This window comes from Carnobacteriaceae bacterium zg-84, assembly GCA_013874835.1.
Taxonomy (GTDB): Bacteria; Bacillota; Bacilli; order Lactobacillales; family Aerococcaceae; genus WM01.
This window is the reverse complement of sequence record CP059430.1, coordinates 1,055,116-1,073,438: the sequence shown is the minus strand read 5'-3', so window position 1 is coordinate 1,073,438 and position 18,323 is coordinate 1,055,116. Positions and strand designations below refer to the sequence as shown.

15 protein-coding genes and 4 pseudogenes are annotated in these 18,323 nt (G+C 34.0%); 16 read left to right on the top strand and 3 right to left on the bottom strand.

Annotated features, from left to right (window positions below; genetic code table 11):
- Nucleotides 1-37 precede the first annotated feature (37 nt).
- The 3 genes and pseudogenes from H1220_05015 (at nucleotide 38) to pnp (ending at nucleotide 4,211) form a co-directional block, all read left to right on the top strand.
- On the top strand, nucleotides 38-1,438 hold the full coding sequence (locus H1220_05015; protein ID QMI85100.1) for an ISL3 family transposase: 1,401 nt from the start codon (nucleotides 38-40) through the stop codon (nucleotides 1,436-1,438).
- A 227-nt stretch (nucleotides 1,439-1,665) separates the two neighbouring features.
- Nucleotides 1,666-1,935 (top strand): 30S ribosomal protein S15, encoded by a 270-nt coding sequence (gene rpsO, locus H1220_05010; protein ID QMI85099.1) that lies wholly within the window; start codon nucleotides 1,666-1,668, stop codon nucleotides 1,933-1,935.
- Nucleotides 1,936-2,090: 155 nt separating this feature from the next.
- A pseudogene (pnp, locus tag H1220_05005) lies at nucleotides 2,091-4,211 on the top strand (polyribonucleotide nucleotidyltransferase).
- A 189-nt stretch (nucleotides 4,212-4,400) separates the two neighbouring features.
- Here the strand turns inward: pnp and H1220_05000 are convergent.
- Nucleotides 4,401-5,700, bottom strand: a pseudogene (locus H1220_05000) (ISL3 family transposase).
- Between the two features lie 85 nt (nucleotides 5,701-5,785).
- Between H1220_05000 and H1220_04995 the strand changes: the two are divergent.
- Together H1220_04995 and H1220_04990 are read left to right on the top strand one after the other, a co-directional pair.
- Nucleotides 5,786-6,058: a recombinase family protein gene (locus H1220_04995; protein ID QMI85098.1), complete on the top strand. Its 273-nt coding sequence runs from the start codon at nucleotides 5,786-5,788 to the stop codon at nucleotides 6,056-6,058.
- A 437-nt stretch (nucleotides 6,059-6,495) separates the two neighbouring features.
- Nucleotides 6,496-6,725: pseudogene (locus H1220_04990) on the top strand (Lsa family ABC-F type ribosomal protection protein).
- A 39-nt stretch (nucleotides 6,726-6,764) separates the two neighbouring features.
- On the opposite strand, the gene H1220_04985 reads toward H1220_04990, so the two are convergent.
- Complete coding sequence (locus H1220_04985) at nucleotides 6,765-7,202, bottom strand: MerR family transcriptional regulator (protein ID QMI85097.1); 438 nt, start codon at nucleotides 7,200-7,202, stop codon at nucleotides 6,765-6,767.
- Nucleotides 7,203-7,327: 125 nt separating this feature from the next.
- Between H1220_04985 and H1220_04980 the strand changes: the two genes are divergently transcribed.
- From H1220_04980 to H1220_04970, 3 genes are all read left to right on the top strand, one after another.
- On the top strand, nucleotides 7,328-8,323 hold the full coding sequence (locus H1220_04980; GenBank protein QMI85096.1) for an alpha/beta hydrolase: 996 nt from the start codon (nucleotides 7,328-7,330) through the stop codon (nucleotides 8,321-8,323).
- A gap of 219 nt (nucleotides 8,324-8,542) precedes the next feature.
- Nucleotides 8,543-8,884, top strand: a complete 342-nt coding sequence (locus H1220_04975) for a hypothetical protein (GenBank protein ID QMI86657.1) — start codon at nucleotides 8,543-8,545, stop codon at nucleotides 8,882-8,884.
- Between the two features lie 429 nt (nucleotides 8,885-9,313).
- Nucleotides 9,314-9,871 carry a transposase gene (locus H1220_04970; GenBank protein ID QMI85095.1) on the top strand — a complete coding sequence of 186 codons (558 nt, stop codon included), beginning with the start codon at nucleotides 9,314-9,316 and terminating at the stop codon, nucleotides 9,869-9,871.
- A 285-nt stretch (nucleotides 9,872-10,156) separates the two neighbouring features.
- Here the strand turns inward: H1220_04970 and H1220_04965 are convergent, their stop codons facing one another.
- A complete protein-coding gene (locus H1220_04965) occupies nucleotides 10,157-10,384 on the bottom strand; it encodes a hypothetical protein (GenBank protein QMI85094.1) in 228 nt (75 codons plus the stop codon).
- Between the two features lie 355 nt (nucleotides 10,385-10,739).
- On the opposite strand from H1220_04965, the gene H1220_04960 reads away from it, so the two are divergent.
- The 8 genes and pseudogenes from H1220_04960 to H1220_04925 all read left to right on the top strand — a co-directional run bounded on the left by H1220_04960 (nucleotide 10,740) and on the right by H1220_04925 (nucleotide 18,311).
- Nucleotides 10,740-12,011, top strand: coding sequence for a UDP-N-acetylglucosamine 1-carboxyvinyltransferase (locus H1220_04960; protein QMI85093.1), 1,272 nt, complete (start codon nucleotides 10,740-10,742; stop codon nucleotides 12,009-12,011).
- Nucleotides 12,011-13,264, top strand: a pseudogene (gene rho / locus H1220_04955) (transcription termination factor Rho). The gene H1220_04960 and the pseudogene rho overlap by 1 nt, the downstream one beginning before the upstream one ends.
- A 15-nt stretch (nucleotides 13,265-13,279) precedes the next feature.
- Nucleotides 13,280-14,224 carry a nucleoside hydrolase gene (locus tag H1220_04950; protein ID QMI85092.1) on the top strand — a complete coding sequence of 315 codons (945 nt, stop codon included), beginning with the start codon at nucleotides 13,280-13,282 and terminating at the stop codon, nucleotides 14,222-14,224.
- Nucleotides 14,225-14,236: 12 nt separating this feature from the next.
- Nucleotides 14,237-15,184, top strand: coding sequence for a glycosyltransferase family 2 protein (locus H1220_04945; protein ID QMI85091.1), 948 nt, complete (start codon nucleotides 14,237-14,239; stop codon nucleotides 15,182-15,184).
- Nucleotides 15,171-15,692, top strand: coding sequence for a YqeG family HAD IIIA-type phosphatase (locus H1220_04940; protein ID QMI85090.1), 522 nt, complete (start codon nucleotides 15,171-15,173; stop codon nucleotides 15,690-15,692). The genes H1220_04945 and H1220_04940 overlap by 14 nt, the downstream gene beginning before the upstream one ends.
- Before the next feature lie 12 nt (nucleotides 15,693-15,704).
- Nucleotides 15,705-16,781 (top strand): ribosome biogenesis GTPase YqeH, encoded by a 1,077-nt coding sequence (yqeH, locus tag H1220_04935; GenBank protein ID QMI86656.1) that lies wholly within the window; start codon nucleotides 15,705-15,707, stop codon nucleotides 16,779-16,781.
- On the top strand, nucleotides 16,781-17,089 hold the full coding sequence (gene yhbY, locus H1220_04930; protein ID QMI85089.1) for a ribosome assembly RNA-binding protein YhbY: 309 nt from the start codon (nucleotides 16,781-16,783) through the stop codon (nucleotides 17,087-17,089). The genes yqeH and yhbY overlap by 1 nt, the downstream gene beginning before the upstream one ends.
- Nucleotides 17,090-17,378: 289 nt before the next feature.
- Nucleotides 17,379-18,311, top strand: coding sequence for a 2-dehydropantoate 2-reductase (locus H1220_04925; GenBank protein ID QMI85088.1), 933 nt, complete (start codon nucleotides 17,379-17,381; stop codon nucleotides 18,309-18,311).
- Nucleotides 18,312-18,323: the final 12 nt, after the last annotated feature.

The window sequence follows — 18,323 nt, the reverse complement described above, 5'->3', positions numbered from 1 at the left end:
AGCATGATATAGAATAAAAAGGGCTCTATAATAAATCGTGTTGGTGGGAATAATCCACCAACACGATTTTGTATATAAAAGTGGACAAAAAAAGAGAAATACCTGTATGATTAAATCACCACAATTAAACAAGGAGGTATTTCTCATGGATTATTATACAAAAAAATTATTGACATTAACAGATAAATCTTTCATAGCTGATGAACATTGGTTAGAAGAAAAAACAATAAATGGTATTCCACACCACTTTATTAAAGGTACTTGGACAAAGCCTTGCCACACCTGTCCACATTGTCATGCTAAAACACTCATCAAACATGGGACATATCAAACGAAAACATTATTACCAAAGTTTAGACAAATCAAAACTGTTTTACTTCTTAAAAGAACCCGTTATCGCTGTAAAACGTGTCTAAAAACCTGTTCTTCTTCGTGTTCTTTAGTCGATAAACATTGTTGTATTTCTAAAGAATTAAAACAACTTATTGCACTTGATTTAACGAAAAATATTTCAAGAAAACATATCTGCCAAGACCACTTTGTATCTGATGTGACCGTACAACGTGTCTTAGATAAATATACAAAACAAGTTAAACCGTCTTTTCATTATCTACCTAAGGTACTATGTATCGACGAATTTAAGTCTGTGACATCTCATTTAGGGAAGATGAGTTTTATCTGTGTAGACGGATTGACGCACCGTATTATTGATGTGTTACCTAGTCGCCAATTAGACCATTTAATCACTTATTTTAAACAATTTTCTAAAAAAGCAAGACATAGCGTTCGCTATCTTGTTATGGATATGAATGCCAATTATGGCAAACTTATTCAGAAGGTTTTTCCTAATGCCGTTATTGTCACAGATAGATTTCATATCATACAACATATACATCGGAATTTAAATACACTACGTATAAAAGAAATGAACACCTTTAAAAAAGAAGAAAAGGCTTATAAACACTTAAAGAAATACTGGAAATTATTATTAAAAGATGCCTTTGATGTAAATGATACAGACTATCACTATCACCAATCCTTTAAAACATATCTGACACACGCACAAATCCTGGATAGATTATTAGACTATAGTCCTGTTTTAAAACAAGCATATGAGTTTGTACAAGAGTTGAGATATGCTTATAGACAGCGAGATTTTGAGTCATTTATGGAGGTTATTCATCATATTGACCCGTCATTACCAGAGTGGTTTAGAAAGAAATTTGATATTTTTAAAACCTATCAGAATGGTATTTATCAAGCTTTTACCACACCTTATTCAAACGGTATCACAGAAGCTATCAACAATCATATTAAAGTCATCAAACGGATTGCCTATGGCTACAGACGTTTTTCTTATTTTAGATTGCGTATTTTAATCATACAACACCATTCTCAGTGGCAGAAAAAGAATGTGAAAAAGGTAGTGAATGGTTAATGCCATTCACTACCAACATACTCACTATTTCTCTCCACCAACACAATTTGACGAAGAGCCATAAAAAGAGGGTTATTTTCATAAGAAAGACCAATGATTTTGTTTGACAAATGATATTTCATTACGTAAAATGATAGTGTGTATCTACACGAACCTTATACTTGGTAAATGCGTATCACCAACGATTTACTCGGCATAGGGCAATTTTAAAGAAAGAGGTGTTAGAAATGGCAATTTCTAAAGAACAAAAAACTGAAATCATCAAAGCATACGCAACACACGAAGGAGATACAGGTTCTCCAGAAGTACAAATCGCAGTGTTAACAGCTGAAATTAACGCTTTAAACGAACATGCACGTGTTCACAAAAAAGACTTCCATTCAGCTCGTGGTATGATGAAAAAAATCGGTCATCGTCGTCACTTGTTAGCGTACTTACGTAACAAAGATATTCAACGTTACCGTGAATTGATTCAACGTTTAGGCTTACGTCGTTAATCAGTATTGTTTAGGCGGTATTCCATTTTGGAGTACCGCCTATCCTATGTAAGCTCATTTTAAGTAGCCACTAGACTACTATGCAAAGAAGAGTGAATGACAATTGATTGACTGTTCTTTGTTTAGTAGCGTGGCAGAAAGATAGAGGAATAAATATGACAAAACAAGTTTTTGAAACGATGTGGGCAAATCGTCCATTAAAAGTTGAAGTAGGGCAATTAGCCAAACAAGCAAATGGTGCTGTTTTAGTTCGTTATGGAGATACAGTTGTGTTGACAGCGGTTGTTTGTTCAAAATCAGCCACAACAGGAGATTTTTTCCCGCTAACTGTAAACTATAATGAAAAAATGTATGCCGTTGGTAAAATGCCAGGAGGCTTTATTAAACGTGAAGGTCGTCCAAGTGAGAGTGCAACTTTAACAGCACGTTTAATTGATAGACCGATCCGTCCAATGTTTGCAGACGGATTTAGAAATGAAGTACAAATTACTAATACAGTATTATCTGTAGAACAAGATTGTTCTCCAGAAATGGCAGCAATGTTTGGTTCTTCTTTAGCTTTATGTATTTCTGATATTCCATTTGACGGGCCAATTGCAGGAGTTGATGTTGGACGTGTTAATGGTGAATATGTTATTAACCCAACAGTTGCTCAAAAAGAAAACAGTGATATTGAACTATCTGTTGCAGGAACAAAGACGGCTATCAATATGGTAGAAAGTAGTGCAAAAGAAGTTTCAGAAGAAGACATGTTGCATGCCTTACTATATGGACATGAAGCTATTAAAGCACTTGTTCAATTCCAAGAAGAAATCACACAAGCTGTTGGTAAAGAAAAAATGGATATTGACTTGTTGACATTAGATGAAGACCTTGTTAAAGAAGCACAAGACTTATTTAAAGATAAAATGTTAACAGCTATTCAAACCGAAGAAAAATTAGCACGTGAAGCAAATATTGAAGCAGTTAAAGAAGAAGCTATTTTATTCTTTGAAGAAAAATATGCAGAACATGAAGAAATTGAGCGTATTGCTAAAGAAATTCGTCAAATTGTTTATGATTTAGAAAAAGATGAAGTACGTCGCTTAATTACAGAAGATAAAGTAAGACCAGACGGTCGTAAAATTGATGAAATTCGTCCACTATCTTCAGAAGTTGCTTTATTACCACGTGTTCATGGTTCAGGCTTATTCACACGTGGACAAACACAAGCATTAACGGCAGCAACTTTAGCACCATTAGGCGAGCATCAAGTCATTGACGGATTGGGTATTGAAGAAGGAAAAAGATTTATTCATCATTATAATTTCCCACAATTTTCTGTTGGTTCAACAGGACGTGCAGGAAGTCCAGGACGCCGTGAAATTGGACATGGTGCATTAGGAGAACGAGCATTAAAACAAATTATTCCAACACCAGAGGAATTTCCATATACGATTCGTTTAGTATCTGAAGTATTAGAATCAAATGGATCAAGTTCACAAGCAAGTATTTGTGCCGGTACATTGGCGTTAATGGATGCAGGTGTTCCTATTAAAGCACCAGTTGCCGGAATTGCTATGGGATTGGTGATGAATGAGGATAATGGACAGTATACCGTTTTAACAGATATTCAAGGTTTAGAAGATCACTTAGGTGATATGGACTTTAAAGTAGCTGGAACAAGTGAAGGTATCACAGCTTTACAAATGGATATTAAAATTAAAGGTATTACTGAACAAAATTTTAACAGAAGCATTAACACAAGCCAAAAAAGCACGTTTGGAAATTTTAGAAGAATTAACAAGCACGATTGCACAACCTAGACCAGAATTAAGCCCGTATGCACCGAAAATCGAAATGATACAAATTCATCCAGATCAAATCAAGGTTGTCATTGGGCGTGGTGGAGAAACCATTAATGCCATTATTGATGAAACAGGAGTTAAAATAGATATTGACCAAGAGGGTAATGTGAGTATTGCTTCTTCTGATACGGATATGATTAAGCGTGCTATCCAAATTATTGAAGAATTAACACATGTTGTTGAAGTAGGCAATATTTATGAAGGTACAGTTAAACGTATTGAAAATTTGGCGCCTTTGTTGAAATTGTAAAAGGAAAAGACGGTCTAGTTCATATTTCTGAAATATCTCATGAAAGAACGAAATCTGTTGAAGATGTTTTAAAAATAGGACAAATGGTACGTGTCAAAGTCATTGAAATTGATAAACAAGGTAGAATTAACTTATCAATGAAAGCTCTTATTGAAAAACCAGTTTTAGACCAAGAATAAATAAAAAACGGGCTCTATGTCAAATAGGGTTGATGACTCATAAAAGGTAGTGATGTAACAAATGTTACGTCACTATCTTTTTTTAAGTCACAAAGTGATGTACGGCTCACCGACATGTACACGATACATGTCTTTTCCCCTACGTTGTGGGGGAAGGAGCTATTCGTACATCACTTTTGACTTAAACTATTAAGCAACTAGTGAAGTAGATGGTACGGTATACGGTACATATAACTTACACATGAATAAAATACGATTTCTAAAATGTGAAAAGTTACGATAACCATAGGCATTTCTCTTAAGTACTTTAATTTTATGATTGATTCCTTCAAGTGCACCATTAGTCAAATGATGGTAGATAAAGGTGTTTTTAATATAGGGTAAATACCCTTTGAAGTTCTTAATACTCTACGTAAACCAGGAGAAATAGCTTCCTGTTTAGCCCATATGAGTATTTCTTCAAATCGGTCAAAATCTCTATTATGTAAAGCATCTCTTAATTGATGAACGACATCGTATGTGGCTCTTAGTTCGGGGACTTGTTCCAATAAATAATCGACTATCCCTTGTGTATGCGTCATCCAATCAAACAGTGGAAAACGGTGATAAGGATAACTACTTAGTGTATCTGTGTTACTTAAAAACAACTTCCAATAACGTTTCATTTTGTTGTATAAACGGCGATTGTTCTGATGTAAAGCTTTCATTACATGCACTCTGTGTTTTGTTAACTCACGATTTAATGCTTGTACAATATGAAAAGGGTCGATAATGATATGTGCGTTAGGAAATACTTGCTTGGATCTGAATATAGGGGCGAAACATATCAATCGTAATTGTTTTAACAGCTTTTCTTGTCTGGGTATCGTATCTAGCAAAGTAGTCTAATAGCGTGCTGGATTTACGGTCGTGTACAACGTCAATCAGTTGATGAGTCAGTGCATCACAATAGATAAAACTCATGGCACTATCAGAAGATTTTACTGACTTGAATTCATCAAAACATAGTGATGAGGTAATTGCGTGTTGTGATTTACTTTTAAAGTAGAGGCGACCTTATCAACAATACGTCTGACCGTATGTACAGATACATTGTGTTGTTTAGCGATGTAGGTTTCTGAAATGGTTTCTGTTAAAGTGTCCATTATCTTTTGTTTTAAACGGTTTGTGATAAAACAATGCTTATCCACAATAGGTGTTTCGCTGTAAATGATGATTGACAGGATTTACAATAAAAACGTTGTTTAGTGAGTGATAAATAGGCGTTTAGTCCTGAAATTTGGCATAAAGACAGTCGCGATTGACGTGTTCCATTTTTTACAATGCCATTGGTTGCGTGACAATTTGGGCAACAATCTGGTGTATAGGTTAATTTACCGTATAAGACTAATGATTTTTTATGTCGAATGACACATTCTGATATGTTTTCATGATCAAATGTGATGTTTTTATCCTTTAATTGTAGTAAGATTTCTGTTATATTAGACATAGGCAATTTCTCCTTATTATTTGGTCGTACTTTTAATTTAGAGAAAATTGCCTTTTTGTCTACATAAAATTAGGGTTGCTGGCTTATGCCATCAACCCTAAAAATTATACAGCCATTAACACCCGGTGGGAAGAAGAAATGGTCGGCGAGAACAGTTGCAGCAATACTTAGTAATGAGAAATATAAAGGAGATGCGCTGCTGCAAAAGTCATTTACAGTTGATTTTTTGACTAAGGAAAAGAAAAAGAATGAGGGTGAAATACCTCAATATTATGTAACAGGAAATCACGAGGCTATTATTTCACCAAGTACATTTGATAGGGTACAGAGGTTACTAGAGCGAAGAAAAGCTGGTTAAGAATAAGAAAGAGATTATTAGCACCCATAAAAAAATGGCAAAGATAATCTTTGATACCTCAGCATTTGAGAAGGAAAAGACAGAACTAGAAGAAGAACTTAATATTGTGGCTTAGCAGGTAAATGACTGTATTAATGAGAATGCCAGAAAAGTTCAAAACCAGGATGATTATGAAATAAGATACTCAAGCCTAGTAAATAGGTTTAATACTACAAAGGTTAGGCTGGATGAAATCAAGCAAACTATCATAGAAAAACAATCCAAGCGTGATGAGGTAGAGGATTTTATAAAGGAATTAGAAAAGCAAGATCTCATGAGAGAGTTTGATAAAAATGTATGGCTTAGTATTGTAGACTATCTTACAGTACATCATGATGGAAAAGTTGAATTTACATTCCTTGATGGCAGTCGGATAGAATTAAATAGATAGAAATCGAAACAGGAATTCTATTGATGACCAATCAGGAAATTTTATATCATGGTATGAAAACAAAGTGATGGAAGACCGATTTGAAATCAGTCAAAATGAGAAATTAAAAAAGATATTAAACGATTAAAAGAAGCTGCAAGATAGAGTAAAATTTAGTTCGATAAAATTGAAAACTGAAAATGGCGCAAAATATCTGGTGTAAAACTGGAAAAAGGACATATTGGACACCAATTCGCACCCCAGATTCACATATCTCGGGTTATCAACCCAGCTGTATTATTTATGTGCCTTGTTATATAGTTTTTGAATATCTTTGGGAAGTTTATCTGGAAGCAGGGCATTAATGCCATCCTCAGTACCATCTTGCAATGCTTTATCATAATACCAACATTTAAACTCGAGCATGGCAAGAGTTTTTTCAAGCTGCTTTATTTCAGAAAGTACAGCTTTTTTACGAGATTCAAATAATTGTTTTCTATCAAAGTAGCTTGATGGGCCTTCCATAACCCACTGAAAGAATCGTTTAATATCTTTTATTTCAAGACCGGATAATTTTAAACATTCAATAACCCGTAAAGCCTCAATTTCAGTATCTCTGAAATATCTGATATTGCCTTTTCGCTCTAGATGAGGGAAAAATCCTTCTTTATCATAGTATCTTAATGTTGAGATTGGGAGATTAAACATCTCTGAAACCTGTCCAATTGTATACATATATTTACCTTCTTTCGATTATAAAAACAATACTTGACCTAAAGTTAACTTCAGGTCTTATAATTATATTATAAGACCTGAAGATTTTATTTTCAATATGAACTTATATGGAGGTATTTGATAATATGAAGACAGATGAACTTAAGCTAGTTGTGGAATGGGACAAGACATTTCCTAAAAGTGAGAAAGTGGATCACAAGAAGGTCACATTTATAAATCGATATGGCATCACACTTGCTGCAGATATGTATATTCCAAAAGAGCCTAAGAATAAATTTCCTGCGATTGCAGTAAGTGGACCTTTTGGAGCAGTAAAAGAACAGTGTTCCGGACTGTATGCCCAGACAATGGCAGAGATAGGGTATCTGACTATTGCATTTGACCCGTCTTTTACAGGTGAAAGTGGTGGAAAACCAAGATATATGGCATCTCCGGATATTAATACAGAGGATTTTATGGCTGCAGTAGATTTTCTTTCAGTTCAGGATAATGTGGATGCAGATAAAATCGGTATTATTGGAATTTGCGGATGGGGTGGTATGGCCATTAACACAGTAGCTCTTGATACCAGAATCAAGGCAACAGTCGTTTCTACAATGTATGATATGACAAGAGTGAATGCCAACGGATATTTTGATTCTGAAAACAATGAGGAAGCTCGTTATAATTTAAAGAAAAAGCTAAATTCAATTAGAACAGAAGAATACAAAAAAGGTGAGTACTCAAGGGCTGGTGGATGTATCCCTCTTCCGGTTCCAGAGGATGTACCATTCTTTGTGAAGGATTATAGCGAATACTATAAAGGTAGAGCCTATCATGCAAGGAGCATTAATTCAAATGACGGATGGAATGTGATTGGCTGTCAGTCATTTATGAATCAACCGATTCTTAAATACAGTAATGAAATCAGAAGTGCAGTTCTTATTATGCATGGAGATAAGGCACATAGTTATTATTTTGGGAAAGATGCATATGAAGCTATGATTAAGGACAGTAATTACACTGATAATAAAGAGTTTCTTACCATTCCAGGTGCTGTTCATACAGATCTTTATGACAATTTAGAAGTGATCCCTTTCGATAAGATACAGAAATTCTTTGAAGAAAATGGAGTATGTTAGTGATGTAAAAGAAAGTATTAACTATATCAACAATTTTAAGGGGTAGAAGCAATGCGAACATTATTTTGTACTATTCTGTCTATGGTGATACTTGTTTCTATGGTGGGATGTGGAAATATCGTAAATGACTGTGACAATAAAAATCAGACAGATAAAATTACTGGGGAAGCTAAAAGTGACAGTCAAAGTGTAAATAGTAAAGAAAGTCAGAAATATGATATGAAATATTATATTAATGATACGCTTGTTCCTGTTATATGGGAGGATAATGCTTCGACGAGGTCACTAATGGAAGATGTCTCAGAGGGTGATATGGTTATCAGTATGTCTAGGTACGGAGGTAATGAGCAGGTGGGTTCATTGAGAAAGCAGTATAGAAGTAATGATAAACAGATGACCACACACAATGGGGATATAGTCCTTTATAACAGTAATAATCTTGTTGTGTTTTATGGTTCAAATTCATGGGCATATACGAAGCTTGGAAAAATAGATTTACCGGAGCAGGAAGTTACAGACTTATTGTCGAATGAAGATGTAATAATAACGATCAAAAAGTAAGGGGTGGTCATTAGAATGGGAAAAATTATAAAGACAGCAGGTAGAAAGTAGCTTGGAGAATTCGCTCGGTAAATTCTTCAAAAGGCAGAAAGTAGCGTTTACTGATATTTTAAGAATTATGGGAATTAATCTGGTAGAATTGCAAAATTTGATGTGAAAATTTAAAGATTTAATTCAATCTAGTTATAATATACAATTTGATTTTAGTGTAAGGACGGTAGCAATACCGTCTCAGACTGTTGACAAATTAAAATGTCGACAGTCTTTTTTCGTATCAGACGTTAAGTTGTACGGCTTACCACGATGTACACGATACATCGCTCGTTCTCTACTACGTGCGAGAACGAAGTCATTCGTACCACAACGTCTGATACGATAATAACGCTTAAAAGTGGTATAATAGAGATAAGAAAAAGGAGGGAAAAATCTATGTTTTATAAAGAAACTCACCCAAATGATGAAATCATATTAAACACATTGTCCGAATTAGTACCAAAAGACCATTTACTACGTAAAATTGATAAATCAATTGATTTCAACTTTATTTATGAGATTACTTCTCCCTATTATAGTCATACCAACGGTCGTAATAGTTTAGACCCTGTTGTTTTATTTAAATTGGTCTTTTTAAAAGATATTTATGGCATTAAATCCATGCGAGAAACCATTAAACGTGTCGAAACGGATGTAGCGTTTAGATGGTTTTTAAACCTCCCTTTCTCTAAACCTACCCCACATTATTCTACTTTCTCTCAAAATTATATTCGCCGTTTTCAAGGTACGTCTGTGTTTGAAGATATATTCAACACTATTGTACACCAAGCTATCTCACATCATTTAATTAGCGGCACAGCATTATTCACAGATTCCACACACATTAAAGCAAACACCAATAAAAATAAATTTAGAAACGCCGTTATTGAAGTGGTTCAGGAACGTAAACGAGATTTAGAAAACGAAATCAACGCCGAACGAGAAGCTATTTGAAAAAAGCCGTTTCATTACACCGATAAAACCAGCTCTAAAACTATTAAAGAAAGTACGACTGATAAAGAAAGTGGCTATTACCATCGGGATAATAAAGAAAAAGGATTTATGTACTTAGACCATCGTAGTGTAGATGGTAAACACAATTTTATTGTAGACTGCTTTATGGCGCAAGTACGTCTCCATTTGGATTTTTGCATAAACTCTGTTATTATTTTCATAATGTATCCAAAATTTTCAATGCAAATTTTTTGTCTAAAAATAAATGCGTTCATAAACTTCCTTTTAATGTACCGATAATGGCAGATGATTTAAATTGTTATTACATACACTAATTCGGATAGAAATGTAGAAAATATTTTCTAACGACAGCCCAAATGTTTTGTTGTGATTGATTGATAAAAATTGTCCATTGATATTGAATGGGTGACCGTATAAAACAACAACAGCTGTGTCTAATGATTCAAATAATACGTCTTTACGGATAAAGCTAATGAATAAAAATTTTAACAAGCTTTTTATCTTTCGATTCGTCTAGCTCTTTTAAAAGTTTGTATTGACTCAAGGCATATTTTTTCGATAATTCTGTAATCGGTTGGTTATGAATATAGTAGTCCTCTCATAGATGAATTAAAAATGTATCGTTATTTTATACATGTTTTTCCATAGAATATCCTTAATGATTATATAAATTAAATATTATTCTATACGATTTATGCACAGCATTCAAGAAGAAACGTGAATACAACATAAAAAGATAGACATTTCACTCATTTTAAGCTATTCTAAAATGGGTGTTTTGTCATTTAGACAAAAATAAGAAAATTGCGAATGAGAGATAGTAGATACGTTTTAAGGAGAATGAAACATGAAAAAAATTGTTGTTCACGGGGGCAAAAAACTATTTGGGGAAGTGACAATAAATGGTGCAAAAAATAGTGTTGTAGCACTTATTCCAGCTGCCATTTTAGCGGATAGCCCAGTAACTTTAGAAGGTGTACCAGATATTAAAGATGTACATGCATTGATTGAGATATTACATGATTTTAATGTAAAGGCAGTATTTGATAATGGCGTGTTAACAATAGATCCAACGCATATAAAATCTGTTCCAATGCCAAGTGGTAAAATTCAAAGTTTACGTGCTTCTTATTACTTTATGGGTGCAACATTGGCTCGTTTTCATGAAGGAGTTATTGGATTACCTGGAGGTTGTTTTTTAGGTCCTCGTCCAATTGATCAGCATATTAAAGCTTTTGAAAAATTAGGTGCAACCGTGACGAATGAGCAAGGTGCTATTTCTTTAGATGCTAAAAAACACGGGATACATGGCACACGTATTTACTTTGATGTTGTGTCTATTGGTGCCACAATTAACTGTATTCTTGCAGCGGTGAAAGCAAAAGGTAGAACCATTATAGAAAACGCAGCAAAAGAGCCTGAAATTGTTGATGTGGTAACATTATTGAATAAAATGGGTGCTAATATCCGTGGTGCAGGTACAGCCACTATTCGTATTGATGGTGTGGAACACTTACATGGCTGTACACATGCCGTTATACCAGATCGTATTGAAGCAGGAACGTATTTGTCATTGGCAGCCGCTTGCGGTGAGGGTATTTTAGTCAAAAATGTCATAGCCGAACATATTGAAAGTTTTTTGGCGAAATTAGACGAAATGGGTGTCGATTTTGTTGTTGGAGAAGAAGATATTTTAGTAAAACCAACGAAAGAATTAAATATGGTATCAATTAAAACGCAACCTTATCCGGGATTTGCGACTGATTTACAACAACCGATTACACCATTATTATTAAAAGCAACAGGAACAGGAACGGTTTTAGATACGATTTATCCAAAACGTGTGAAACACATTGCTGAATTGGTGAGAATGGGTGCAAATGTCAAAGTAGAAGGAGATACGATTCGTTTCAATGGGCCTTCTGAACGTCTTATGGGTGCACAAGTCACAGCTAGCGACTTAAGAGCAGGGGCATGTTTATTAATTGCCGGTTTAATGGCAGAGGGAACAACAGAAATTTATGGTGTAGAGCATATTTTAAGAGGATATGCCCATATTATCGATAATTTACGTGCATTAGGGGCGGATATTGAAATGGTTGAAATTGGAGGCGACTAATGGAAAATATTTGGACTTTAGAAACACTTGAGCAAGAAACGTTAAAAGAAATTTATAAATATGCTAGAGAATTAAATATTCCCTCATATAGTCAAATGAATAAAAAGGAATTGTGCATGGCTGTCATTCGTGCACAAGAAGAAACACAAGGTTTCTTTACAGTTGAAGGTGTTTTAGACGTTGTTTATAACGGACAAGATAGCTATGGTTTTTTACGTCCAATAAATTATACCCCAAGTCAAGAAGATATTTATATTTCTAATTCACAAATGCGTCGCTTTGATTTAAGAAGAGGCGATTTAGTGACAGGAACGGCTCGTCCACCAAAACAAAGTGAACGTCGCAATGGGTTAATGCATGTGTTAAAAGTCAATGGACAAGATCCAGAAAAAGCTAAAGAAAGAGAGCATTTTCCAGCTTTAGTCCCACTTTATCCAGACACACAAATTGTTTTGGAACATAAAACAAATGATATTGCTGCACGTGTGATTGACTGGGTAGCACCAATTGGGTTTGGACAGCGTGGGTTAATTGTTGCACCTCCAAAAGCAGGTAAAACATCATTGATTAAAACGATTGCCAAAGGAATTACACAAAATTATCCAGACGTTTAAATTGTCTTATTGATTGACGAACGTCCAGAAGAAGTAACTGATTTAGAACGCAGTATTAACGGAGAAGTGGTTTATTCGACATTTGATCAACAACCTGAAAACCATGTACGTTTAGTTGAGTTAGTTCATGAACGAGCATTACGCTTAGTTGAAGAAAAAAAAGATGTTGTCATTTTAATGGATAGCATTACCCGTTTAGCTAGAGCATATAATCTTGTTATTCCTCCGTCTGGTCGAACATTGAGTGGAGGGATTGATCCAGCCGCTTTTTATAAACCAAAACGTTTTTTTGGAGCCGCACGTAATATTGAGGACGGCGGTAGTTTAACAATTCTTGCAACGGCATTGATTGATACAGGTAGTCGCATGGACGATGTGATTTATGAAGAATTTAAAGGAACTGGTAATATGGAATTACATTTATCCAGAGAACTAGCAGAAAGACGTATTTTTCCTGCAATTGATATAAAAAAATCAGGCACACGTCGTGAAGAATTATTGATAGATAAAAAACGTTTAGACTTAATTTTTAAAATGCGTAACAGTATGAAAGGAGATTCACTCGAGTATACAGAGGCTATTTTAAAAGGAATGCGTAGTACAACAAGCAATAAAAAATATTTTGATTTATTAAAATAAGAAGGTAGAGAGAATATGACAAGAAAAGTATATTTAAACCATGACGGTGGTGTAGATGATTTAGTATCTTTATATTTATTATTGAAAATGGACGATGTTGAAGTTGTTGGTGTTGGTGTCATTGAAGCAGATTGTTATTTAGAACCTGCCGTATCTGCAAGTAAAAAAATTATTGAAAAATTCGGATCAGAAAAAGATAAAAAACATATCAAAGTTGCATCTTCTAATTCAAGACCGGTTCATCCATTTCCTAAAGAATGGCGCATGCACGCTTTTACAGTAGATGCCTTACCTATTTTAAATGAACATAAACCAGTAAGTATTCAAGATAGTTCTTTGAAAGCACATGAAGATTTAGTGCATGTCTTAAAAAATAGTGATGAAAAAATTGATTTAGTTTTTGTTGGTCCATTAACCGATTTGGCAAGAGCGTTAGAAATGGATGCAAGCATTGAAGAAAAAATCAATAAATTATATTGGATGGGTGGAACATTTTTAGAGCATGGCAATATTGAAGAACCGGAGCATGATGGAACAGCAGAGTGGAATGTATTTTGGGATCCATTTGCCGCAAAACGTGTTTGGGATTCTTCAATCAAAATTGAATTAGTTGCTTTAGAAAGTACAAGAAAAGTTCCTTTAACATTAGATGTACGTGATATGTGGGCAAGTCAACGTCGTTTTGAGGGAGTTGACTTTTTAGGACAATGTTATGCTATCGTACCACCATTGACTCATTTTGTAACGAACTCAACATATTTCTTATGGGATGTATTAACGACAGCTTCATTTGGACAAGAAGCTTTAGTCAAACGTGACATTGTATACAGTGATGTGGTCACAACAGGAGCAAGTAAAGGACGCACGATAAAAGTAGAAAATGGACGACCAGTTGACTTAGTATATGATGTCAATCCAACAGCATTTTTTGATTATATTACTGATTTAGCTAAAAAATAGAAAGGAGTAAGGATGATGTTATCAATTATAATTCCTTGTTACAACGAAGAAGGAGCCATTCCTTTGCTATATAAGCACGTGATTGATGTATTAAAAGAGATTGGTATGTCTTATGAATTGATTTTTGTCAATGACGGCAGTAAAGATAACACGTTATTGCAATTAAAATTATTGGCAAAAAAAGACAATCATGTAAAATACATTAGCTTTAGTCGTAATTTTGGAAAAGAAAGTTCAATGCTTGCAGGATTGAGTTACGCAAGTGGACAAGCTGTGATTATTATGGACGCTGATTTACAACATCCTCCTCTACTTATTAAAGAAATGATCAATGCTTTTCATGCTGGATATGATCAAGTAATTGCCAAAAGAACACGAACGGGAGATTCTGTATCTAAAACGTTTTTTGCCAAGATGTATTATAAAATTGTCAATCATTTAACAGATGTTGAAATGGTTGACGGTGTTGGCGATTTTCGTTTATTAAGCAGAAAAGCAGTCGATGCTTTATTGTCATTAAAAGAGAGCAATCGTTTTTCAAAAGGTCTTTTTTCTTGGATTGGCTTTAAACAAAAAATTATCGAGTATGAAAATCAAGAACGTCAAGTTGGAGAAACAAAATGGTCGTTGAAAAAATTATTTAACTATGGTGTGCAAGGTATTTTATCATTTAACGACAAACCTTTACGCATCACCTTTCAATTAGGATTAGTATGTGTGCTCATGTCATTTTTATATATTTTATGGACATTTATCACAATATTAAAAGAGGGTGTGACGGTTGGTGGGTATTTTACGACAATTTCTGCCATTTTAGTGATTGGTGGTGTGCAACTCATCTCGATTGGTGTTTTGGGAGAGTACATTGGTAAAATTTACTACGAAGTAAAAAAACGTCCACCATATCTGATTGATGATACAAATATAAACGTAAAGGAGAGCGAGCATGACATCGTTTAAACCAACATGGATGTTAAATAGTGTTTATGGTTTAACGCCAGAAGCATTACAAACACATGATATTCATACTGTTTTAGTTGATTTAGACAATACGATTGTTGCTTGGTGTGATCCATTAGGGACCCCTGCTTTAAAAGAATGGTTACAAACCTTAAAAGAGGCACATATTCAAGTAGCCATTGTATCGAATAATCGACAAAATCGTGTTGCCAAAGTAGCGAATACTTTAGATATCCCTTATGTTGCCAGTGCTAAAAAGCCACTGTCTAGTGGTTTGAAAAAAGCAATGGAGAATTTACAAAGTACACCAGATAAAACAATTATGGTGGGAGATCAATTATTGACTGATATTGTAGCCGGTACTTTATCAAAAATGAGAACAGTTATGGTAAAACCACTTGTAAACAGTGATTATTTTATGACAAAAATCAATCGTTTTTTTGAAAGACGTATTTTAGCAAAATGGCAAAAAAAATATCATTTAGAATGGAGAGAAACACTTGACTGAAACACTTTTTTTATAGGTTGTGGATTAGCTATACAAACAGAAAATCCAAAAGAAAAAGGGTATACGCCGAAATCTGCGTATGAAAAAGGTATTGAAACAGGACAACTTTATTGTCAACGTTGTTTTAAATTAAGACACTATAATCAATTAGAAAAAGTATCCGTATCCGATGATGATTTTTTAGCCATGTTGCATGAAATAGGTTCACGTGATGCCTTGATTGTGAATGTGATTGATATTTTTGATGTTTATGGTTCTATGATTTCTGGTTTGCATCGTTTTGCAGGCAAAAACGATATTTTGATTGTTGCTAATAAAGTTGATTTATTGCCAAAATCCGTTAATTTAAATCGTGTGAAACACTGGTTAAAAGAACAATTACACACACAAGGCATTAAGCCTATTGATATTGTCATGGCAAGTGGTAAAAAGAAAAAAGAGATTGATGCCTTATTAGATGTTATTGAACATCGTAGGCAGGGTAAAGATGTCTATGTTGTAGGTGTCACAAATGTTGGAAAATCAACTTTAATCAATGCTATTATTTCTAGTTTAGGTGGTACACAAGAATTGATAACAACATCTCAATTTCCAGGAACAACATTAGATCAAATTCGTATTCCTTTTGAGGATGGCGCTGATTTAATTGATACGCCAGGAATTATTCATCGTCATCAAATGGCACATTATTTAGATGAAAAATCATTGAAACTAGTATCTCCACAAAAAGAATTAAAGCCGGTGACATTCCAATTAAATGAAGAACAAACATTATTTCTTGGAGGATTAGCTCGTTTTGATTATTTATCGGGAGAAAAAAATGCTATGACATTTTATTTTGCTCAAGAATTGTTGTTACATCGCACAAAATTAAATGGAGCAACAGCTTTTTATGACAAACATAAAGGTGGTTTATTATCGCCTGTCCCGCAAGAAGATGTGGCATTTGTACGTAGTGAATTTTTTATCAAAAAACAAATGGATATTGTAATTTCTGGATTGGGTTGGATTACAATGCATCATAAAGGTAAAGTAGCTGTTTATGTTCCAAAAGGTGTGGACGTAACAATTAGGGAGGCAATTATTTAATGTTGACAACAAAACAAGTCAAATTTTTGAAAAAAGAAGCACACCATTTAAAACCAATTTTTCAAATTGGAAAAGGTGGTTTAAACGAAGATATGCTTAGACAAATAGGTGAAGCTATCGAAAAAAGAGAATTGATAAAAATAAATTTATTACAAAATACAATGGAAGATGAAGAACATGTTGCAAGTGTTCTAACAGAAATGTTACACGTTCATATTGTTCAAATTATCGGGCATACACTTGTTTTATACAAAGTATCCTCAAAAGAAAAATATAGACGTATCTCTGTGTGTGTGAAAGAAGTATAAATACCTTATTATCTTCTATGTATTGCAACAATGATTAAGGAAAACAAAAATAGAGAAAAACGAGTCTTTATCGCTTTTCTCTATTTTTAATTCGTCGTTAAATCGTGTTGGTGTAAATGGAGCATGATTAAAATACAATGTCTTATGAAAAAGGTATCAAAATAGTTGTAGAGATATTTTTTATATGAATAAAATGTTCATGTTGACACAAAGCTCGTTTTTCTATATGCTAATCGTGTTAAACAAATGTTTTTGAAATGCTATAGGTATATAAGAAAAGGAGGATACTATGAAGTTTGCAATTTTTGGTGCAGGTGCTTTAGGGTGTCGTATTGGTTATCAGTTAATGAAAGCAGGGGAGAATGTCACATTGGTCGATACATGGAAAGACCATGTCGAGAAAATTAAAAAAAGTGGCTTATATGTCGATTATAATGGTATTGAAGAATGTGTACCAATTCCCATTTATTATCCTGAAGAAGTAACCAATACTTTTGATGTCATTATCCCATTAACAAAATCAATGGCATTAGAGAATGTCTTAAAAGATGTAAAAACATATTGTCATCAAAATACCCGTGTTATCTCTTTATTAAATGGGTTAGGACATCATACTATTTTTGAAAAGTATATACCAAAAGAAAATATCGTGTTAGGGACAACCATTTGGACGGCACAATTAAAAGAAGCAGGGCATGTATTGTTACATGGTGTTGGTAATATTACTTTGCAAAATGCTGTACTAGATGACACATTAAAAGAAAGCGTTGAACAGATTGTACATATTTTTAATCAAGCAAATTTAAATGCACAATATAGTGATAATGTGATGCATGCCATTTGGAAAAAAGCATGTGTGAATTGTTGCTCTAATGCAGCTACAGCTCTTTTAGAATGTAATTTAGGAGAATATTTATTACAAGAAAATGGTAAGGAGGTTGTTAGACATCTAACCGAAGAATTTGTAGAAGTCGCTCGCACACAAAATATTGATTTTGATTTAGAAGAATTGCTTGCGTTTGTCTTGCAGGCAACATTAAAAGTAAAAGACCATTATACATCTATGTACCAAGATTTAGTGAAAAACCGTCGCTTAACAGAAATTGATTATTTGAATGGCTATATTGCAAAACTTGGGAAACAAAACAATATTTCTGTTCCGTATAATGATTTCATCACAAAACTGATGCATCTAAAAGAGGTTATTTTAGACGCTAAATAAAAAACTTTGTCA